The sequence below is a fragment of the Pontimonas salivibrio genome (assembly GCF_002950575.1).
Classification (GTDB): Bacteria; Actinomycetota; Actinomycetes; order Actinomycetales; family Microbacteriaceae; genus Pontimonas; species Pontimonas salivibrio.
Window position 1 is genome coordinate 223665 of the sequence record NZ_CP026923.1, and the last position, 19988, is coordinate 243652.

At 57.3% G+C, this 19988-nt stretch carries 18 protein-coding genes, 1 tRNA gene and 1 pseudogene; 11 read left to right on the plus strand and 9 right to left on the minus strand.

The features are described 5' to 3' along the window. Positions 1–29: 29 nt before the first annotated feature. Both C3B54_RS01190 and C3B54_RS01195 read right to left on the minus strand, forming a co-directional pair. Positions 30–455: a DUF1801 domain-containing protein gene (locus C3B54_RS01190; RefSeq protein WP_104912878.1), complete on the minus strand. Its 426-nt coding sequence runs from the start codon at positions 453–455 to the stop codon at positions 30–32. A 146-nt stretch (positions 456–601) separates the two neighbouring features. After that, the gene (locus C3B54_RS01195; protein ID WP_104912879.1) at positions 602–976 is read right to left on the minus strand and encodes a hypothetical protein; all 375 of its coding nucleotides are present in this window, start codon (positions 974–976) and stop codon (positions 602–604) included. 151 nt (positions 977–1127) lie between these two features. On the opposite strand from C3B54_RS01195, the gene C3B54_RS01200 reads away from it, so the two are divergent. Continuing rightward, positions 1128–1586 (plus strand): small multi-drug export protein, encoded by a 459-nt coding sequence (locus C3B54_RS01200; RefSeq protein ID WP_104912880.1) that lies wholly within the window; start codon positions 1128–1130, stop codon positions 1584–1586. 23 nt (positions 1587–1609) lie between these two features. On the opposite strand, the gene C3B54_RS01205 is transcribed toward C3B54_RS01200, so the two are convergent. Next, entirely contained in the window at positions 1610–1924 is a 315-nt protein-coding gene (locus tag C3B54_RS01205; RefSeq protein ID WP_104912881.1) for a hypothetical protein, read from the minus strand. Between the two features lie 174 nt (positions 1925–2098). On the opposite strand from C3B54_RS01205, the gene C3B54_RS01210 reads away from it, so the two are divergent. Then, positions 2099–3376: an ATP-binding protein gene (locus C3B54_RS01210; protein ID WP_104914185.1), complete on the plus strand. Its 1278-nt coding sequence runs from the start codon at positions 2099–2101 to the stop codon at positions 3374–3376. On the opposite strand, the gene C3B54_RS01215 is transcribed toward C3B54_RS01210, so the two are convergent. Beyond that, positions 3373–4803 (minus strand): PQQ-dependent sugar dehydrogenase, encoded by a 1431-nt coding sequence (locus C3B54_RS01215; protein ID WP_104912882.1) that lies wholly within the window; start codon positions 4801–4803, stop codon positions 3373–3375. The genes C3B54_RS01210 and C3B54_RS01215 overlap by 4 nt on opposite strands. A 151-nt stretch (positions 4804–4954) precedes the next feature. On the opposite strand from C3B54_RS01215, the gene C3B54_RS01220 reads away from it, so the two are divergent. The 8 genes from C3B54_RS01220 (at position 4955) to C3B54_RS01255 (ending at position 12319) form a co-directional block, all read left to right on the plus strand. Then, positions 4955–5326, plus strand: coding sequence for a hypothetical protein (locus tag C3B54_RS01220; protein WP_158665456.1), 372 nt, complete (start codon positions 4955–4957; stop codon positions 5324–5326). A 119-nt stretch (positions 5327–5445) separates the two neighbouring features. After that, positions 5446–6462 (plus strand): ATP-binding cassette domain-containing protein, encoded by a 1017-nt coding sequence (locus tag C3B54_RS01225; RefSeq protein WP_104912884.1) that lies wholly within the window; start codon positions 5446–5448, stop codon positions 6460–6462. Further along, positions 6459–7298 carry an ABC transporter permease gene (locus C3B54_RS01230; protein WP_104912885.1) on the plus strand — a complete coding sequence of 280 codons (840 nt, stop codon included), beginning with the start codon at positions 6459–6461 and terminating at the stop codon, positions 7296–7298. The genes C3B54_RS01225 and C3B54_RS01230 overlap by 4 nt, the downstream gene beginning before the upstream one ends. A gap of 40 nt (positions 7299–7338) precedes the next feature. Beyond that, complete coding sequence (locus tag C3B54_RS09015; RefSeq protein ID WP_342749557.1) at positions 7339–7461, plus strand: DUF2256 domain-containing protein; 123 nt, start codon at positions 7339–7341, stop codon at positions 7459–7461. A 29-nt stretch (positions 7462–7490) separates the two neighbouring features. Next, positions 7491–7566: transfer RNA gene (locus tag C3B54_RS01240), tRNA-Arg, on the plus strand. 289 nt (positions 7567–7855) lie between these two features. Further along, positions 7856–8368 carry a hypothetical protein gene (locus tag C3B54_RS01245; protein ID WP_104912887.1) on the plus strand — a complete coding sequence of 171 codons (513 nt, stop codon included), beginning with the start codon at positions 7856–7858 and terminating at the stop codon, positions 8366–8368. Between the two features lie 28 nt (positions 8369–8396). Then, on the plus strand, positions 8397–8972 hold the full coding sequence (locus C3B54_RS01250; RefSeq protein ID WP_104912888.1) for a GNAT family N-acetyltransferase: 576 nt from the start codon (positions 8397–8399) through the stop codon (positions 8970–8972). 308 nt (positions 8973–9280) lie between these two features. Continuing rightward, positions 9281–12319 carry a fibronectin type III domain-containing protein gene (locus C3B54_RS01255; RefSeq protein ID WP_104912889.1) on the plus strand — a complete coding sequence of 1013 codons (3039 nt, stop codon included), beginning with the start codon at positions 9281–9283 and terminating at the stop codon, positions 12317–12319. Positions 12320–12355: 36 nt separating this feature from the next. On the opposite strand, the gene C3B54_RS01260 is transcribed toward C3B54_RS01255, so the two are convergent. Together C3B54_RS01260 and C3B54_RS01265 are read right to left on the minus strand one after the other, a co-directional pair. Continuing rightward, complete coding sequence (locus C3B54_RS01260) at positions 12356–13594, minus strand: type II toxin-antitoxin system HipA family toxin (RefSeq protein ID WP_104912890.1); 1239 nt, start codon at positions 13592–13594, stop codon at positions 12356–12358. Continuing rightward, positions 13584–13832 (minus strand): helix-turn-helix transcriptional regulator, encoded by a 249-nt coding sequence (locus C3B54_RS01265; protein WP_245867959.1) that lies wholly within the window; start codon positions 13830–13832, stop codon positions 13584–13586. The genes C3B54_RS01260 and C3B54_RS01265 overlap by 11 nt, the downstream gene beginning before the upstream one ends. A 663-nt stretch (positions 13833–14495) precedes the next feature. Between C3B54_RS01265 and C3B54_RS01270 the strand changes: the two are divergent. Then, positions 14496–14843: pseudogene (locus tag C3B54_RS01270) on the plus strand (ferritin-like domain-containing protein); the annotation flags it as partial. Positions 14844–14967: 124 nt separating this feature from the next. Here the strand turns inward: C3B54_RS01270 and C3B54_RS01275 are convergent. From C3B54_RS01275 to katG, 3 genes are all read right to left on the minus strand, one after another. Continuing rightward, a complete protein-coding gene (locus C3B54_RS01275) occupies positions 14968–16479 on the minus strand; it encodes a SulP family inorganic anion transporter (RefSeq protein ID WP_245867961.1) in 1512 nt (503 codons plus the stop codon). A gap of 217 nt (positions 16480–16696) precedes the next feature. After that, positions 16697–17452, minus strand: a complete 756-nt coding sequence (locus C3B54_RS01280) for an SDR family NAD(P)-dependent oxidoreductase (protein ID WP_104912893.1) — start codon at positions 17450–17452, stop codon at positions 16697–16699. A 309-nt stretch (positions 17453–17761) separates the two neighbouring features. After that, complete coding sequence (katG, locus tag C3B54_RS01285) at positions 17762–19924, minus strand: catalase/peroxidase HPI (protein WP_104912894.1); 2163 nt, start codon at positions 19922–19924, stop codon at positions 17762–17764. Between the last annotated feature and the right edge of the window lie 64 nt (positions 19925–19988).

Genomic DNA, 19988 nt, shown 5'->3' on the forward strand with positions numbered 1-19988 from the left:
CAACACTCAATGTGTGGCCAATCGCCGCGCTACGAGATTGCTCTTTCAACGAGAACCTTGATCCGCTCTGCCACCGACTCGTTCATTTCAGTGATGGCGTATGACGTGGGCCAAAACACCCCATCATCAAGGCGGGCGGCATCCTGGAAACCCAGCGTGGAATAGCGGCTATCGAACTTACTGGCGGCTTGAAAGAAACACACCACTGACCCATTGACGTAATACGCGGGCATGCCGTACCACGTCTTCGTGGTGATGTCGGGGGAAATGCTCATCACCACTGAGTGGATGGCATTCGCGAGGCCCTGATCCTCGGTGCCCATTTCGGCGATTTTCCGCCGGACTTGCTCCTCCCCGGAGAGTTTCTTAAACTCGCGCGCTTCCCGAGCACGCTCTTTCATCGCCTCACGTTCTTTTTCGGTGAAGGCGGAAGAGGATTTTGTGCTCTCGGCCATATCGACAGCGTAAGAGATGAATCAGGGGTTTGGCAGATTCAAGGGTTCGGCTTTTCGCCGAGCTGTCAGCCTCTATCTCGCGTGATTGCCTGGAGCGCCCAGAGGCTGGCTCCAGGCAACCACGGGATCAACCTGGTGCTGCCGCTTTAGAGGAACGCGACCAAGACAAACACGACAAGCAGGGCAATGCTGAAGACTGCCATCAGTGCTTGGGTCAGGGTGAGGTAGGTGCCACTGGCCGCGATGGTCTTCGCCACAGCACCCGTGTTCTCGTGGGCGCCGAGTTCTTCGACCACGCTTTTTGCTTCACGGATGATGGCGAACTGGCTGAGCACACCCAAGCCACCGACGGTGACCAGGAAGAGCAAAGCGAAGAGGGAAACGATTGTTGGTGCCACGGCGAAGGCGCCGAATAGCACGAGCGCGGTGAGGACCGACAGCGCGATGACGGAGTGGAGCTGGGCGTGGATGAGCTGGCGACGTTTGTCATTCCAGAGTGCGACAAGATCTTTTTCGTTCACGGTGGGATTCCCCTTAACGTGTTGGCGGTGAGCCCACAGCTGTGACGCTCTCTGGCCACACTAACTGCCGGAAGGTGGTGAAAACCGAGAGCTACACTGGAAGCGGTGACGGAGTGGACCGTCACTTTCTGCCGAGGGTCGAAAGGCACTGATGGCATCGGAGTTTTTGCTTGAGCAGCTGGGACTGCTCGGGGTGTTTATTGCCGGTGCAACACCCTGGTTAGAAGCTGTCGTGGTGATTCCGGTGGGAATTGCTTTTGGCCTGTCCCCGGTGTGGACGATGGTGTGGGCGCTGGTCGGTAATGCCAGCACCATCGTGCTTTTCGCGCTCCTCAGCGACAACATCATGGCCCGGTTAGCCAGAAGACGGGAGCGAAAAGGCCTCTCCCGCGAACCGGACGCTCGAATGGAACGAGCGAAAAGAATCTTTACCCGCTACGGCGTCTTCGGAATGGCTGTGGTGGGGCCACTAATTATTGGTACCCAAATTGCCGCCGCCATTGCGGTGTCGCTGGGTGTCAGTGTCTGGCGATCGAGCACCATCGTGACTTTGGGTGCCGTCGTGTGGGGTGTGGCCACGGGTGTGATCACCTGGGCGATTGTGGCCTAAGCCAGGTTTCAGGCCACGACTGTTTACTGGGGCCTGCTGGTAATGGTTACCTCTTGGCGGGTGTCGCAACACAATTCATCGTCGGCAGTGACGCTGTCTGTGATGCTCCCCACAAGGTGTTCGCTACTCGCCGGGGCGTCAAGCATCGATTCGTCAATTGTTTCGACCGGAATCGCATCCGGGTAATACCCCTCGGGGTAGGTCGGGCACACTGCCGTGTAGCCGCCGTTGTCACGTAACAAAATTTGCCCAGCAAAGTTGCGCTCGATCATGAAGGTCCTGGCTTCTTCTTGGCTGCCAAAAGGCTTCGCGCACTTGGTGTAGTTCCACTCGCTCATCGTGTGACCTCTTCTCCTCGTTACTCACAAGAACGTTACGTCTTCGCAAACTATTCCGCGTTTTCCCAGTTAGTCAGAGACGGTGTCGTATTCTGGCCTTATCGCTTCCTCCCACCCTGAGGTGCGTGCTTGGCCGAGACCATCGGCACGATATTCATTCACTGTGGGAGGACCATCATGACGTTTCGTATTCGCGAGTTTCACCCCGTCGACACTGACGCGCTTCTTGCCCTATGGGAAGAATCTAAACAATCCGGGCAAGAGCCCGTCTATTCGGTTGCTGAAGTATTGGCCTCTTGTGAAAAAGATCACGCCGTGGTGGCCGTAGCGGACAACAAAGTGGTGGGAGCCGCCGTTGCCCGAGCCGCCCACGAACAGGGCTGGATTGTGTTTTTCTGGACCACGGAACCCATGCGCCGACAGGGCATCGGCAGTGCGTTGTTGGCAGCCCTGGAAAACCGGTTGACACCGCTTGGTTTGACCAAGCTGAGTATTTTGGTGCCCGATCAGCAACACGACACCGGTGTCTTACACCGGTCAGGGTTTGTCGATAAGAACCACCTCAGCTACTTTGAGCGCCAGCTTCCCATGAGTGAAAAAGAGCGGGCCACTCTCGCGGAGCTTGGCGGGAGACACCTTGCTCCCGATTTGTGGACCAGCATCGCGGGGATGCAAAACGAGAAACAGCTGCTCGAGCGACGACTCGTGCTGCCCCTGCAAGATCCGGACACTGCCGAGACGTTTGGGGTGGAGCCCCCACGGGCGATCGTGTTGTTTGGCCCTCCAGGAACAGGAAAAACAACGTTCGCGAAAGCGGTGGCGTCCCGGCTGAGTTGGCCTTTTGTGGAAGTGTTCCCCGCCCGGTTGGCGGGAGACTCGCGAGGGATGGCCGGTGCATTGCGCGACACCTTCACTCAAATTGCTGAGTTGGATAACGTGGTGGTCTTTATCGATGAGGTGGAAGAAATTGCCTCCCACCGTAAAGGTGAACCCCCCGCACCGACCCAAGGGGTCACGAACGAACTGTTGAAGCTGATTCCCTTGTTTAGGGAAGGACGCGGTCGACTGCTCATTGTGGCGACCAACTTTATTCGGGCGCTCGACGCCGCTTTTTTGCGCCACGGGCGTTTTGACTACGTCATCCCTATCGGGCTACCCGATGAGGATGCGAGACGCTCGATCTGGACCCGGTACATCCCACCGCAGTCTTTAGAGGGTGTCGATTTGGATCGCCTGGTAGAGAGAACGGCAGGTTTTTCCCCCGCCGATATCGAATACGCAGCCCGCAAAGGCTCCCAACGGGCGTTAGAAGACGCGGTGTACCAGGACGGAAACCAAACCGGTCCCAGTACCGACGACTACGACTGGGCGATTGGTCATACCCGAATGACCGTCTCGAAAGATGTTGCCGAGGATTTCCTCGTCGACATCGACGAACTGGCCAGACTTTAGCCAGACACCACCAACAGTCGAGACGAGTCAGTCACGGCCAGTATTTGCCCGCCTGGTGTCACCACCATGTCCCGGATGCGCTCACCCAGCTCCACCCGGTCTTCAGTGATGGTCGACTCGGGGGTGAGGGCCAGTCGAATGAGCGCTTGGCCGCGCAGCGAACCAATCAACAAATCTCCCGCCCAATTCGCTATCCCGGTTGCCCCTTCTGGGTACTGAATGATTGCCGTGGGGGCGATTGCGGGCGACCAACTCGTTGCTGGATCGACGGTGCCCTCCTGTTGAGAGAGGTAAATATCGAGCCAGGGGGCCGGAAGGGAATTCGGGTCGTCCGGGTAATTCGAACGGTCGTAAGGCTGGCCTTCAGACGTCAGCGGCCAGCCGTAGTCTGCGCCCTCTTCGATGAGGTTCAGCTCATCGCCACCTTGTGGGCCGTGGTCGGTAAGCCACAGTCGGTCGGTCCGGACGACGGTGATCCCCAAAGAGTTTCGAAGACCCTTCGCGAACACACGAGACTGGGCGGATTGGGCTGGATCAGAAATCGCGACCACGGCAGAAATCGCTGCCGTGTCATCACGCAGGAGCGCGTAATCCTTTTCGACGTTGTCGACCCCAATCGCTTCAGCCTGACCAATGGTGCTTGAGCCCAAATGCATGTCACCGATGGTCAGGTAGAGCTCATCGCTTGAGCCCCGGTAGGCCAGTGCCCCACCGAGGTGCACTTTGAGAGGAGCCCGTGCACGGTAGTCATCGGTGTAACTCACACAGGGTGTGGAGGTGTAGATCACGTCGGTTGTGGCATCGTCCACGGTGAGGACTTCTTCGACGGCGACGCGGTGAATGGCCACCGACACACACTGTTGCTCGACATCGAGCACGGCGTCGGAAAGATACAGGTAGTCACCGGCGACAAGGGAGTCACGAAAACCCCACGTAGGCCCGCCGCCGATAACTCCCGCGTCGGCTGGGTTGTTCAGGGAACCTGCGGGGGTGAGGTTGGCGGTATCAGCGAAGCGGCCCTCATCGACGGAAAGTATTTTTGTGTCGCCAACGTGGGTGCTCACCAGGTGGAAGCCCGGGCAGATCTCCGCAATGGTGTTGTAGCGCTCCGAGTCTGTCGAAGGAAGCGAAGCGCGTTGAACGCTCAACTCGGAGCCTTCAGAACTGACAAGGTCCCGTGGCCCGCCTAGGCCCAACTCGAACCATTCCAGATTCCCTGGATCAAACTCGGAACAAAAAACAGGCGTGGCCGCCGGCTGGAAACCTGTGCGGGCAGTGCCCGTTTCCGACCCATCGGGTGGTGAACTCTCTTCTGCTGATTCTTCCGGTGTCTGTTCCACCGGAGCATCGGGTGGGTCGATAGGTGCGGGCTGGCACCCGGCCAAAAGCACAGCAATCGCGATGAGTCCGAACCCAATACGCATCATCCCTTCACCTTAGAGTTTTCGGTTTGACAGGCCCTGGGCGATCACTTCGGGCCGCAGGCCCTCGTCGCCCTTCCTTAGGGCAATGTGCCCAGCCGGTGTTGTTAGCCTCAGCACACACGTTTGGATCCCGGAAAAAGCGACGAGGTGTGTGGTGGCGCGAATCATTGGCATCTACAACGCGGACGGCGGTCTACGTGGCGAGCTTGCTTACGTCCTGGGTCACATGGTGGGCGCCGTGGAATGCGCACTGTGTGACATCACCCATTCGCCGATTCGTAAGAAAAAAGCGTGGAAAGAAATGGAAACCCGCCTTGCAGGCGAAGGCCATGACATTGTGCTGCGACACCGTAACGAAACGACGGACGCTGAGGCTCAGGCAAGCGCAGGCCGTGAGCCCTGTGTGCTCATTGAAGGCGATGACGGCCAGCTCAGCATGATCATGGACTGGAACGATTTGAGCGTCTCTGACGGCAGTGTGGAAACCTTCGAGCGCATTCTGCGCTCGAAGCTGTTGATGTATTAGTTCTCGGCACGTGTATTCCTTTGCCATTAGCGATGAAGGGAAAAAACTGTCGCAGCGCTGTAGCTGACGCTGAATGCCCGGTTCACTCAGCCCTGCCTGAAGTCGACTAACGTTCAACGGTGAGCTTTATTTCTGCCAGCAACCTCGTCAAGACCTATCAGTCCTCCGGCAAAACGGTGACTGCCCTTGATGGCGTCAGCCTCGAGGTCCCGCAGGGAAGCATCCTGGGGCTTTTAGGCCCCAACGGTGCTGGGAAAACCACCACAGTGAAAGTACTCACCACACTGACAAAACCCGATTCGGGTCACGCCACCATTGGCGGCGTCGATGTATTGGCTAAACCCGATGCCATTCGTCGGATGATTGGCGTGAGTGGTCAGTACGCTGCCGTGGATGAGAACCTGACGGGTTTTGAAAACCTGGACATGGTCGGCAGGCTTTACCACCTCTCCCCGGCGGACTCGAAAGCCCGTGCGCGGGAGCTCATTGAAATGTTCGATTTGGTGGAGGCAGCCCACCGCCCAGTCAAAGGCTTCTCCGGTGGAATGCGCCGTCGTATTGACCTCGCGGGTGCTTTGGTCATTAAACCTCCTGTGCTGTTTTTGGATGAGCCCACCACAGGGTTGGACCCTAGAAGCAGGCTCGCCCTGTGGGACATCATCAAAAACCTTGTCACCGAGGGCACCACCGTTTTACTGACCACCCAATACCTGGAAGAAGCCGACCAACTGGCCGACAGTATTGCGGTTGTCGACCACGGCAAAGTGATTGCCCGGGGCACTGCCGATGAACTAAAAGATCAAATCGGTGGCGCCCGAGTGGAAGTGACCGTTCACGACCTCGACCAGGTCGGAGCCGCACGCGAACTCCTTGCATCCCACGGCCAGGGTGAGCCCAGCGTGGGAACCGATGAGCGACAGTTAGCGATCGCGGTGGACAACGCGCCCAAAACACTTCAAGCGGTCCTTCGCGCATTTGCCGAAGCCAACATTGAACTCAACGACGCCGGCATGCGCCGGCCCACCCTCGACGACGTGTTCTTGGAACTCACGGGACGCAGCGCCGATGGCCAGGACGCCGATGACCTCACTGCCGGTAACACTGACGAGGCCCAGAAGAAAGAAACCCGCGCATGAGCGACACCTCGCACGCCACCCTCCAACCCACCGGAACACCGCTTGGACGGTTCCTCTCTGACGGTTGGGTCACCACCAAGCGCAACCTTCTCAAAATCAAAAGGGTCCCCGACATTTTGGTCTTCACCCTGATCCAACCCATCATGTTTGTGCTGCTGTTCACCTACGTCTATGGCGGTGTGATCGAAATTCCCGGATCCAGCTATCAGGAGTTCCTGATGGCGGGAATCTTCGCCCAAACGGTGGTGTTTGGCTCCACCTATTCGGGCTCAGCGATGGCCCAAGATCTTAAAGACGGCATCATTGACCGGTTTCGCACCCTCCCGATGAACCCCTCGGCGGTGCTCGTGGGCCGCACCAACGGTGACATGTTCATCAATGCCGCCTCGATGGCGGTCATGATGATCACCGGGTTCATTGTGGGCTGGCGGGTGCGCTCCAGTTTCTTCGAAGCGCTCGCCGCGGTGGCGCTCATCCTCCTTTTTGCCTACTCCTTTTCGTGGGTGATGGCTTATGTGGGGATGAGTGTGAGAAGCCCAGAAATCATCAACAACGTCTCGTTCCTCATTCTCTTTCCGATTACTTTCATCTCCAACGCTTTTGTTCCCTCCAGCACCCTGCCCGGCCCGCTTCGTGCGTTTGCGGAATGGAACCCGGTGTCGGCGCTAGTGCAAACATCGCGTGAGCTTTTTGGCAACGTCCCTGACGCTTTCCCTGTGGGGGAAAGCTGGACAGCCCAAAACCCGCTGTTGACGGTATTGATTGGAATGGCAGTGATGCTGGCGATTTTCGTCCCGCTGTCCATTCGGAAGTTCGCCGCGATTTCCTCGAGGTAACCCGGTGGTCGCGAAAACGAAGGGCGGGCATCTGCCTAAGGTGTGCGAGCACTGCGGACTGGAGTTTGAGTGGCGCAAAAAGTGGGAGCGCGACTGGGGCAGTGTTCGCTATTGCTCTGAGCGTTGTAAGAGGACTGCCAAATCGACGCGTCACGATGGCTGATATGCTCTAACACGTCGTGAAAACGATGTGCGCCCGTAGCTCAACGGATAGAGCATCTGACTACGGATCAGAAGGTTGGGGGTTCGAATCCCTCCGGGCGTGCCAAATCGGACACTTTAGACATCTTCTGACCTTGGGAGCCGGGTTGATGGTGGTGACTGCTGGGCTAGGGGGTTCCTTCGCGAAGGTTTCGCGCTCTTCCGGTTCGTGGTCTTGCTTGAGCCGGGCTTGCCCAATCGAGATCATGTCCTGCATTTCGGAGGTTGCCGGGACTCGGCGGATCACAGGGTTCGTTTTTTGTCCCCCCGCTGCCTAGGCTCAAGCGCAGTAGTGGGGTTACCTTTTAATTCCGAGGAGTCATCTTTGGCTCCAAAAACAGTGAGGGGTCGCTGCAATGAATTTCGCTTTGACGCTCGACATTGGGATTTTTCTTGCGTTCATTGCTGTGTTTCTCGAGTTGCGAAGCCAACGCAATCGGGACAGGGCGCAGGCGAAGCGTGAACAAAAACGCAGTCAGTTTGAGATCTATCAACGCCTTGAGCTCGCGTCCATCGACTTGCACCGTTTTGAAGTGGATCACGTCGACTTGATTCGGCCTCTTTACACCGGCGTCGGGGCGCCCACTGAACCGGCCGAGTTGAAGGCATACCACAACTATGTGTCCCAGATTCTCAACCTATTCGAGTTGCAAGTCGAGTTGCACTGCAATGAATTAGTCGAAGCGAGCATTTTGGAGACATGGTTGCCTTGGTTTAACGATGTGGGGAAAGCGCCCGGTTTCCGCGCTGTATGGGAGGCTGGCGTGGGCAACCACTACTCGCAAAGGCTGCAGCGTTTGATGGAGCGAGTCATACAATCCGACGAAGGAATTCAACCCTCAGAGTTGCGCCGTATTCTCGTAACCTAATCTCTTTTCCTCAACCAAGTGTGAAGGGGTGCCCATCGTGACCGATGCGCTCTCGGAGGGTCTTGGATTGTCGGTTACTTGGCTCTGTGATGCTCAACGCGTCGAGGAAATCACTTCTCTTTTCCTGGAGGGAATCCACAACGCATACATTTCACACGGTGAACTGATGGATGGTCGCGCCGACGCCCCAGGGCTTTGGTCTCCCGACATTGCTGAAATTCACCGGAGAGAAATGGCACGGTTGGACCTTTCTGGAGGGCCGTTTCTGCACCCCGGGGTTCGTGTCGCCGTAGCCGAACGAGAGGGACAGATTGTGGGATTCGCCACAGTTACACGTGACAGAGATGAGGGCGATAATCAGGATCCCGTGCCGTTTGCCACAATCGAAGACTTTATTGTCGCGGAGAACCAACGAGGTCTGGGGGTAGGGTCGCAGCTGATTTCGTGGGTTGAAAAATCCCTCAACAGTGTGGGAATTGCGCGAATTTTTCTGGAAAGCGGCGTCGCAAATGAAGATGCTCACAGGTTCTTTCGGGCGAAGGGTTACGCGGTTACCTCTGTCACTTTCATGAAGGACTTGGGGAGTCACCACTCGAGCCTCTAGCTCGCGCGCTTGACTGCTCCCTCGGGCAACGAAACCTGGGTAGTGCGAGCGTGCTACCCGCGAATGCTTGTCGATTGAATGTAACCGCTGGCTGGTGGTGAATGGTGCCGGGCAATTGCCTCCGCGGCTGATGCGGCTCTTGATTTCCGAATCGGCGCAGGACGCTTTGGTAGGAGTTGGCTGTTGCCTTTGACGCTTCATTAGCAGTTGAATAAAGAGAAAACTTTTCTTTTCTCTTCTAAATCGGCTAAAGTGAAGGATTACTTGCAAACTTTCTATTTGTTGCTGAACCCGCTTGGGAGTTTGTAATGCTCTACGCATGGACGCGCCGGCCCCGCCTGGTCGCAATGATGATGGCCTTTGTCTTGGCGACAGGTTTTATTGTCGCCCTCGGGCCAGCACAGCCAGCCTGGGCTGGTCACTTTATAGGCGTTGAGCCGAAAGTTGACATTGTGGAGTACAACGCAGTCTCAGACATCGAGGAAGAAGGTACTGGTGTCTTCTACGCGAAAGTTTTGGTCAACAGTGTGTGGAAAAGCGGAGGAGATACCAGTCCAGAGAAACGAAAGTTACCTGGGGAAGATTTTACCTCAGTAACTTGCGACGGAAGCTATGTGGGAGGCCTCAGTCAATCAGACGTTTATTATTGCCCTCTCCCCACTTCGGGGACAGCGGGGCTGCACTCCTTTGCCTGGGATGGTAGTGCTCGAATCAGCACAAACTTCAACGTAGGACAGTCTTCCTTCAGTTATGAAGTCGGCTTCTACTTCGACCCGGCTAACCCAGATCCGGAAGACTCGGGATGGTTTGGATCTCCCCGTTTCACCTCTTCCTTGCAGACCCAAATTGGTGGGGGTCAGAACTTTTCCCAAAACCTCGGAGGCGAGTCTCCGAACACCACGAAAAACACCACGCTGTCCTACAGCTTCATGGAGGATTCCACCGAGGTAGTTGACAAGAATGGAACCCCCGTTTCTGCCGAGAATGACGATGGCGGTACTGGCGGGGAGGGTCTGAGTTGGAGTGCCTCTGCACTAGGAGGACAAGATCTCGCCACCGTTTCCTCCGGGGGTGACTTGGCAATTTCTAGTGCTGTTTCGAGCCACATTGCTGGTGTCTCGAACAACAGCTTGGCAATCAAGCTCCGAGTTGAAGAGCTAGATGGCGACAACGGTAACGCTGTTGTGGGTTTCGTCACGAGAGACATTGGCATCGAGTTCATCACCACGGACAACACTGCACCCTCGATTTCAGGTTTTGACGCGAACCAAGAGTTTCGGGTGGTCGCAGGGACCGACACCGCCACGACCTTCACAATATCCGCGACAGATCCCGACGATGACACGGTGACGGTTGCAGTAGGTGGAACGTTTCCGGATTGGGCAACAATTGGGACGGCAACCAGTTCGAGCTCAGGCGGGGTGAGCACCACGACGCGCCTGGTCACCCTCCAGCCACCGTCAAATGCTCCTAACGCGACAATCAACGTCGAGGTGACAGCAACTGATGACGGCGGTCCCGATGGGGACGTGAATTTGACGGCTTCTCGGTCTTTCAAAATTATTGTGGTCAATGCGCCGACCATCACCGAAACGGGTGATTCTCAGGTGGCCATTTCGTGGGTGAACCCGACTCTTGAAGATGGCGAAACCTTGGCGGGGACGAAGGTGCAGTACTCCGACGACTCGGGAAGTAACTGGTCTACTTTCGAAACACTTTCGGGAAATGGTCAAGCTTCGACAATTACCGGTCTGACAAATGGTACCGGTTATGTCTTCAGAACCATCCCCCAAATCCAGAGCGGTGGGGTGACATCTGACGGTACTGCCTCATCGGAATCTGAGGAGACCACACCACGCGGTTCACAGAGCGCGACCTGGACGTTGCCTCCGTCACAACGCACACTCTTGCTGTCTCAAAGTGGACTCCAAATTGGTTCTGGCCTAAACGCCGCGTCGGCTAGTACCGCGGTGAGTTACAGCGTGAGCGTCGCCGGCGATCCAAACTGCGCCCTTGATGGCTCAAACAATCTGACCTTTGATGCGGTCGGCACCTGCACATTGAGAGCCTCAGCAGCCGAGCAAGGAGCCTTCCTCGCGGCTACCGTTGACGCAGAATTAACGATCGTTCTTGTGCGACCGGTAGCGAATAACAACAACAACGGCAATAACGACGACGAGGAAACGACCGCTCCGGTGGTGGCCTCCACACCTGCGGTTCGAGCACCTGCGCGGGTTGACCCGCCGAGGCCCAACGCCAACCTCACTACCACCGGTCCGGTGCTTCGCGGGGGCGTAGCGCCCGCACCTCCCCGTGCACCATCTGCGCTTGTGGGCGGACGTTCGGTTCAAACCGAAACCAGCGTTACCGGGGGTGACCAGCTGAACGTACGCGCAGGTTCCGTGAACCTCGGAGTCCAAGTAGACCAGGCTCAAGGTCGAGTGGTTGACGGCGCCGACGGCTCAAGGGGCCTTGAAGTCCGAAAAGGCTCCGCGACCACCTTGCGAGGATCAGGACTTCAACCGGGTTCGACCGTTCAAATATTTCTCCCCCTCAATGGAGATGACTCTAAAGAGTTGGCTCAAATCCCTGTTGGCCAGGATGGATCTTTTGAGGGTTCCGCTCCATTCGCAACGAGGCCCCAGGATGCGCCCCTTCCGATTGGCCCACAAACACTCCAGGTCGTGTCTCTCGATGAGGACGGGAACCAGACAGTGATGGAGATGACCGTCAACATCGCGCAGCCCGTACCTACTCCAGAGCTCAACCGGGTAGACGGTGTCATTCCGACAATGGCTCCCGGGCAGTCCGTCGCGACAGAAGCGGGCGTTCCGGTTCCCGTGCGTGTGACGGCAGTCCGGGACCAGAAACTTGCGGTCGTTGAGGGGGATGGCTGGACGATGTCGGTAAACGTGGCCTCCCCAGACGGTGGCGTTGAACCCAGTGAAGAAGGAGCATTACTAAAACTGGTGCGTAATGAAACCGTCGAGGTCTCCGGCGGTGGTTTCATGCCCGGGACGAGAAGCGATGTCTGGCTGTTTTCGGAACCCACTCTGCTCGGCACCGTGGAGATCGATAGCAACGGTGACTTTAGTGGCACGTTGAAAGTTGACCCCAACCTGATTTCGGCGGGTGAGCACACTCTTCAAATTCAAGGGGTCGGGGACGATGGCTATGTGCGCTCGGCGAACCTCGGAGTGTTGGTCGAAGATGCTCAGGCTGCTGTCATTGACACTCAAGAGCAAAGCCTTGCCTTCCTCTGGTGGGTCATCGGCCTTGCCCTCTTGCTCGCCGCCGCAATCGGCGTCGGTACGTGGTGGTACCGCAGGGGACGACCTGTGGTGTAATCCCCGTGTGTTGGTCCTTTGGGTTGCGCCAGCTGCCTATGAGTGACTGACCAGGCGGCGGCGGTATCGCAGTGCGGTGACTGTGTCGGCGATTCGCGGTGAGTCGAAGGGTAGGGCGCCGGCTCGAAGGTCTGCCTCCAGATCACCTGTGGCATCCAAGAGTTTGGTGATGATTCGTTCGGTGATTTTGCTGGAGAGTCCTAGCGAGTTGCCAAAGGCGATCAGTTGGCGACGAGAAATATCACGGCGCCTACCAGCAATCGGGAGGGCGAGCGTTGAATCACCATAAATGAGAGTGGAGGGAAGGTCATAGGCGGGGGCGAGCACCCACTCACCATCTCGGCGAACGATCGACATGTTTTTCGCATGTTGGTCGCCGTTTCCGGTGAGGAGCGCGAACACTACTTGCTCGAAAGCGAGGCGCACCGCGACGAGGTTCGCCGCACACAAACCCGATAACACGGTGATGACTGTGTCCATCGTGGTGTTGTATTTGTCGGCAGGCCAGAGACCCAACACTTGGCAACCGTCTTCCACCGGGAGCATGCGCGGTGATTCCCCGGGGCCGCCTGGTATTGCCGGTCGGTCGAATCGGCTCACCAGTAGGCCACTGACTCCGTCCCTGTCATATATGACTGAGTGATCAACAGCAGGGATCCCCGCTCGTCTGGCGAGCGTGAGGAAGTAGGCCTCGTTTTCGACAAGGTGGGGGTATTCCGGTGGGTTGAGTTTGAGGATCGTGTCCCGGTTTTTGTGCTTCACGGGAACCGTAATGTTCTTGCCCGAGACCTTTTCTTGCACACCAGCCAGTGCCACTCCATCGAGCGGGACGTCGTCGGCAAGAAGCTGGGAAAACGACACGGTTGACGGGTCAGTAAGAGTGGGCTTTTGCTCGCCTGGAGTTTCTGGTGTGTGGCCGCGGCGGACAACCTGCACATCCCCCACAGTGTCGTGACCCACGGCCACCAGCAAACCCAGTTCATCATCGGCAGAGGTTTTGATGCGCCGACGCAGTGCCGTGAGTCGGCGACCTTCCGGGAGCAGGCCAGAAAAATATGCCGGCACAGCCCCCGAAGGGCTAGTGAGTGGTTGGTCGGTTAGCGGCAGTGTGGTGGCAACGGCGGCCTCATGCCCGTCGAAATTCTCAAGGTAAGCATCGAGGTAAGAAAAACTGACCCCGTTCTCGGTTTTCGTCAGACGAGCAGCCAGTACTCCTGCTTTGTAGACGTCGGCCTCATTAACGGGCTCTTGCCAGGAGTCGTCATCAATGCTCATGTGGCTGACTTTCAGCTTTGGTTGGTTCGGGTTGGCGCGGTGCAAGGGAGAGGGTAAGGCCGAGGGCCGCGGCGAAGGCTAGGACCCGATCTAACTGCACTGAGGCCTTGCCCGACTCGCAGTCGTGGACAAATCGCACGGACACTCCAGCGAGCTCCGCTGCATCTTGCTGGGTTAAGCCCAACTTTTTGCGCCGCGCCCGCAGTGTCGAAGCAATTGACGGTGACGATCCCAGCACCCTCCGCCTCTCGTTTATGTGCGTTCACACATAATTATGCATTAAACACACTGGGACTTAGAGCATTTCCTATTTTTATGTGCGAACACACATAAATTGGTGTCGAGGTGCGGGTTTATCTCCTCACCAGGGGTTATACGCGTATACGCGCAGATTTTGGGAGGAGGCCGTTTAGGCCATTCGGTGGCGGCGCCACATGAGGCGTAGGGCGATGGAAGCCTTTGTGAAATACATGAGCCGTTGAATTAGTAAGGAATATTCCTCTCGCTGACCCGATGTCCTCCAACAGCCCCACTGTCTCTATAGAAAGCGTCGCAAAGTTGACGTCAAAAAACCCCACGACCTAGCCAATTGCGGTTCGAAATGCGTCAGCCGTGGGGCCACACGATCAGATTTCCTTCACGATTTTGGAGGGGGGGAAAGGTTGACTAACGACCTCATCGGGCCTGCAACTCGTGGACGCAGGCGGTCCACGTGACGTTGGACCCACTCACACAGCGCTGTTAGCGTCAGAGGGGGCTGAAGGCGCACAGGATGTCTGAACACACTTTTGATAACTAGACGCACGCCGTCCAAAAGGTTGGGTAACTTTTCGATCCCATCATTCAAAATCTCGCCGGTTTGGCACTGATTGGTCAACAGATGCAATAGCACGTCCGCGGTGCCACGTTTATCGCCGTGCATGAACTGCTGGATGGAGTGGTGAGTCGAGCACTCGGCCACACTGACACCCTCGCCGAGCGTGTGGTGGCTTTAGGCCTACCAGTGAACATGACCAAAGAGGCGGTGGTGAAGAATGCTTCCGCTGCATCGCCGGAACCACGCTTTATTCAGGCCGCCGCGGCAATCAATGTCGTGATTGGTGCCATCGACGCGGTGCGAGAGCCGCTAAAGGTCGCGGTCGATGAATTGGGCGAGGTTGACTCGGTGAGCCAGGATGTGGCGATTGGGATTCTTGGGGAACTGGATAAGGACCGCTGGTTTCTCCACGCCCACATCTCGGTGGACTAGAGGCTCTGGCGCACCCTGACTGAGCTCAGAGTGTCACCATCGTGGGCGTTGGCCTTCCTGCGCCTGTGCGTGTGAAGCAATCTGTTTCACGAAGCGAGTGGCTGGCCCGACGGTAATGCCGGGCCTACAGCTCGCCGGTGAGCCTGGTGTGGAAAGCGATTGTGGCGTCATTCATTCCCTCAAAGGTGACCTTCTTGCCACGTTCCTCATATTTGTTTTCAATGGCGTCGAGGGCAACCACAGTGGAGGCATCCCAGACATGGGATTGGGAGAGGTCAATCACTACCCGCTCCGGGTCTTTCGAGTACTCAAACTGGGTAGTCAGGTCGTTGCTGGAGGCAAAGAACAACTCCCCGACTACCGTGTAGCGCACGAATGGGCCCTCAGCGTCAACGGTTTCTTCTCGTGCCACGTTGGTGAAGTGGGCGACCCTTCTGGCAAACATCACCATGGCGACCAGAACACCGGCGGCGACACCAATAGCCAAATTGTGTGTCCACACGGTGATCACCACGGTGGTGAGCATCACGAACATTTCACTCTTGGGCAGGGTTTTGATGGTCGAAATTTTGATGCTGTGCCAATCGAAAGTGGCGATCGCCACGACGATCATCACCGAGACGAGTGACGCCATGGGAATAATCGCGACGAGGTCCCCCAGGAGTAGCACCAGCATCAAGAGGAATACTCCCGCGAGGAAGGTCGAAATACGTGTACGCGCGCCGGATGCCTTCACGTTGATCATGGTTTGGCCGATCATGGCGCAACCGCCCATGCCGCCAAAGAAGCCCGACAGGATGTTGGCACCCCCCTGGCCGAGTGCTTCACGGGTTTTCCGCGAGTGGGTGTCGGTGATTTCGTCGACCAGCTTCGCGGTCAACAGCGATTCGATCAGACCGACCACGGCCATAGCGAAAGCAAATGGCGCAATGATTTCCAGGGTTTCCCACGTGAAGGGGACATCGGGAATAAACAGAGACGGCAGTGACTGGGGCAGTGCCCCCTTATCGCCGACCGTGGGGACATTCAACCCCCAGGCCACTGCTGCCGTGGTGACCAACACGATGGACACCAGCGGGGCGGGAACCACTTTCGTGATCTTGGGCATCAGCCACATGATCAGCAGACCAGCTGCCACCAACGGGTAGACCATGAATGGCACACCCAGCAGCTCTGGCAACTGCGAGGTGAAAATCATGATGGCGAGAGCGTTCACGAAGCCGACCATGACTGAGCGGGGAATAAAGCGCATCAGTTTTGCCACCCCAAAAAGGGCGAACACGATTTGAAACAGCCCCGCCAAAATGACCGTGGCGATGAAATATTCCAAACCATACTCGCGGGCCACAGGAGCAATCACCAGCGCAATGGCGCCTGTTGCGGCCGTAATCATCGCAGGCCGGCCACCCAGAAACGCAATCGACACGGCCATGATGAAAGAGGAAAACAGGCCCACGCGGGGGTCGACCCCAGCGATAAGGGAAAACGCAATCGCTTCCGGGATCAGCGCTAAGGCGACGACAAGCCCGGCGAGTACTTCACGCGTGAGCAAACGAGGTGAGCGAAGTGCTTGCCACACTGTGGGCTCGATGCGGTAGCGGTTGTGGGGCTCAGGAAGAGAAGAAACAGCGGACACAAAACACCTGTCTATTGGGGGAGGGAACGACTGAATCTCTGCTTCAGACAGGCACATCAGCGGGCCGCAGGACGCACGGCAGAACACCGCAACTTACCCTTCGACCCTACCCGGCATGTAGACATTCTGTAGACACAACAGGACCCCACCGCGCAGCGGATTGCGGAAGGGGAATGAATAAGGCCCCCACCCGAAGGTGGGGGCCTTATGAAGGGGTCTACTTGGTGACGTAGCCACCATCGACGACATACTGTGAGCCCGTGACAAACGAGGACTTATCGGACAGTAGGAGGCAGACCACTTCGGCAACTTCTTCAGATTCGCCGAGGCGCCCGACCGGGTGCAGGGTTACCAGTCCAGCCATTGTTTCCGCATCGAGGTTGTTGGCGAGCAACGGCGTATTGATGTACCCGGGGTGAACTGAGTTCACTCGAACACCCTGAGCCGCGTATGCCAGTGCAGAAGCCTTGGTCATTCCCACCAAAGCGTGTTTGGCAGTGACGTAGGGCAAGAAGCCTCCCTCGCCAACGAGACCCAAAATGGAGGAGGTGTTCACAATCGACCCTCCACCAGACTTGACGATTTCCGGCGCCTGGTACTTGATTCCGTAGAACACGGAGTGCAAGTTCACATCCATCAGCTTGTGGTACTCGGCAATGTCGATGTCTTCCGGAAGGCCGGTGGGACCACCAATTCCGGCGTTATTGAATGCGCCGTGCAGGTGACCGAACGTCTTGACTGTCCAGTCGACCATCGCCTTGACGGCTTCGGGGTCGCCCACATCTACCGCGGTGGCTTGTGCACTACCGCCGGCGTCAACAACCTTCTTAGCGACGGCTTCCGCCGCGGCAAGGTCAATATCCGCTACCGCGACATTGGCTCCTTCACGGCCGAGCTGCAGGGCAACAGCCTCGCCAATGCCCGATCCGCCGCCAGTTACCAGGACGGTTTTGCCTGTGAATTCTTGTGTCATGCGCGCTCCTTTGTTGGGGTCTTAGGCCACCCTTGGTCCGCGGAGCTTTGTGTGCTTCGGGTCCGCGAGGGCAGCAGCCCTCAGGCGCCTTGTTATTACCTCCAGTGTCACTGATAATCCAATGATGTGACTGAACGTTGTCGAGTGTTCACTCAACCGCCGTCTTTCTCCGGGGGATTGTGGCCGGGTTTTTAGCCGAAACCTCCAAAGACCGACATGGGCGGCCGAGGGGTTGAGTAAGTGTCCTCGGAAAATACTGGGGGCCCCGCCACGCAGTTGCGTGATGGGGCCCCCAGTAACGCGATGCGACTAGTGAACCAGGTCGAACCGGTCAGCGTTCATCACTTTGTTCCAGGCCTTGATGAAGTCTTCAACAAACTTTTGCTTGTTGTCGTCCTGGGCGTAAACCTCGGCGTAGGAACGGAGGATTGAGTTTGACCCAAACACCAAATCCACGCGGGTCGCTGTCCATTTCACTTGACCGTCATGGCGGCTACGGATGTTGTAAAGGTTGTCCCCGTGGGGCTCCCACACGTTGGACATGTCCGTAAGGTTCACGAAGAAGTCGTTCGTGAGCGCTCCGAGGTTGTCGGTGAAGTAACCGTGCTGGGCGCCCATGTGGTTGGTGCCAATGGCGCGCATGCCACCAATCAACACAGTCATTTCTGGAGCGGTGAGGCCCATGAGCTGGGCTCGATCGAGCATCAACTCTTCGGCGGGGACGGTGTAGTTTTTCTTGACCCAGTTGCGGAAACCATCGTGGATGGGCTCCAAAGGCTCGAACGACTCAGCGTCCGTGTGCTCCTGAGTGGCATCACCGCGGCCTGGGCTGAAGGGAACGCTCACATCGACGCCGGCATTTTTGGCTGCCTGTTCGACACCGACATTTCCGGCCAACACGATCACATCAGCAACGCTGATGTCGAACTCTTCGGCAATGGGTTCCAACACGCTCAGCACCCGGTTTAGACGTTCGGGTTCGTTGCCTTCCCATTCGCGCTGAGGGGCCAAACGCAGGCGTGCGCCGTTGGCGCCACCACGCATATCGGAACCGCGGAATGTCCTGGCAGAATCCCACGCCGTCGAGACCATGTCCGAGATGGACAGGTCTGTGTGTTCGATGCGGGCTTTCACGGCATCGACGTTGTAGTCGCTACGTCCTGCAGGTACCGGGTCTTGCCAGATCAGGTCCTCTTCGGGGACATCGGGTCCGACATAGCGAACTTTGGGTCCCATGTCGCGGTGGGTGAGTTTGAACCAGGCCCGGGCGAATACGTCCGAGAAGTAATCGGGGTCTTTGTAGAAGCGCTCCGAAATCTCTCGGTATGCGGGGTCTTTGATCATGGCCATGTCAGCGTCGGTCATCATCGGGTTGAGACGAATCGATGGGTCTTCCACATCGACTGGCATGTCTTCTTCTTTAATGCCGACCGGCTGGTATTGCCACGCACCGGCGGGAGATTTGGTGAGTTCCCACTCGTAGGTGAACAGTAGGTAGAAGTAGCCGTTATCCCACTTGGTGGGCTCTGTTGTCCACGCACCTTCAATTCCACTGGTGACGGTGTCGCGACCCACACCGCGGGTTGTGTGGTTGTTCCAGCCGAGTCCCTGTTCACTAATGTCGGCTGCTTCCGGCTCCGGCCCGAGGTTTTCGGCCCGGCCGTTACCGTGAGATTTTCCGACCGTGTGGCCGCCAGCAGTGAGGGCCACTGTTTCTTCGTCATTCATCGCCATGCGAGCAAAGGTTTCGCGAATCTGTGCGGCGGTGGCGAGTGGGTCAGGGTTTCCATTGACACCCTCTGGGTTCACGTAGATGAGTCCCATTTGCACTGCGGCGAGAGGGTTTTCCATCGTGGCGGGGTTGTCGACGGAGTCGTAGCGGCTGTCGCTGGGGGCAAGCCACTCTTTTTCTGAACCCCAGTAGGTGTCGATTTCGGGGTGCCAGACATCTTCACGACCGAAGCCGAAACCGAAAGTCTTCAGCCCCATTGATTCGTAGGCAATATTTCCCGCGAGGATCATCAGGTCAGCCCAGCTGACCTTGTTGCCGTACTTTTTCTTAATCGGCCACAGCAGGCGACGGGCTTTATCGAGGTTTCCGTTGTCCGGCCAAGAGTTGAGGGGCGCGAAACGTTGCGAACCGGTTCCTCCACCACCGCGGCCATCCGCGGTGCGGTAGGTACCTGCTGAGTGCCAAGCCATCCGAATGAACAGTCCGCCGTAGTGACCCCAGTCAGCAGGCCACCACACCTGGCTGTCATTCATCAACGCGTGGAGGTCCTTTTTCAGGGCGTCGACATCGAGCTTTTTGAGCTCCTCGCGGTATTGAAAATCCTGACCAAGAGGGTTGGTCTTAGTGTCGCGCTGGTGGAGAATGTCAAGGTTGAGGGCGTTGGGCCACCATTCCATGTTCGCCACACCCTGTGTGCTTGCTGCGCCGTGGACAATGGGACATTTGGCTTCGGTTTCCATGCGGGGTGGATCTCCTTGGGGTCGCGTTCTTACCAGCGTAACGGGGCCACTGAGGCCAGGTTTC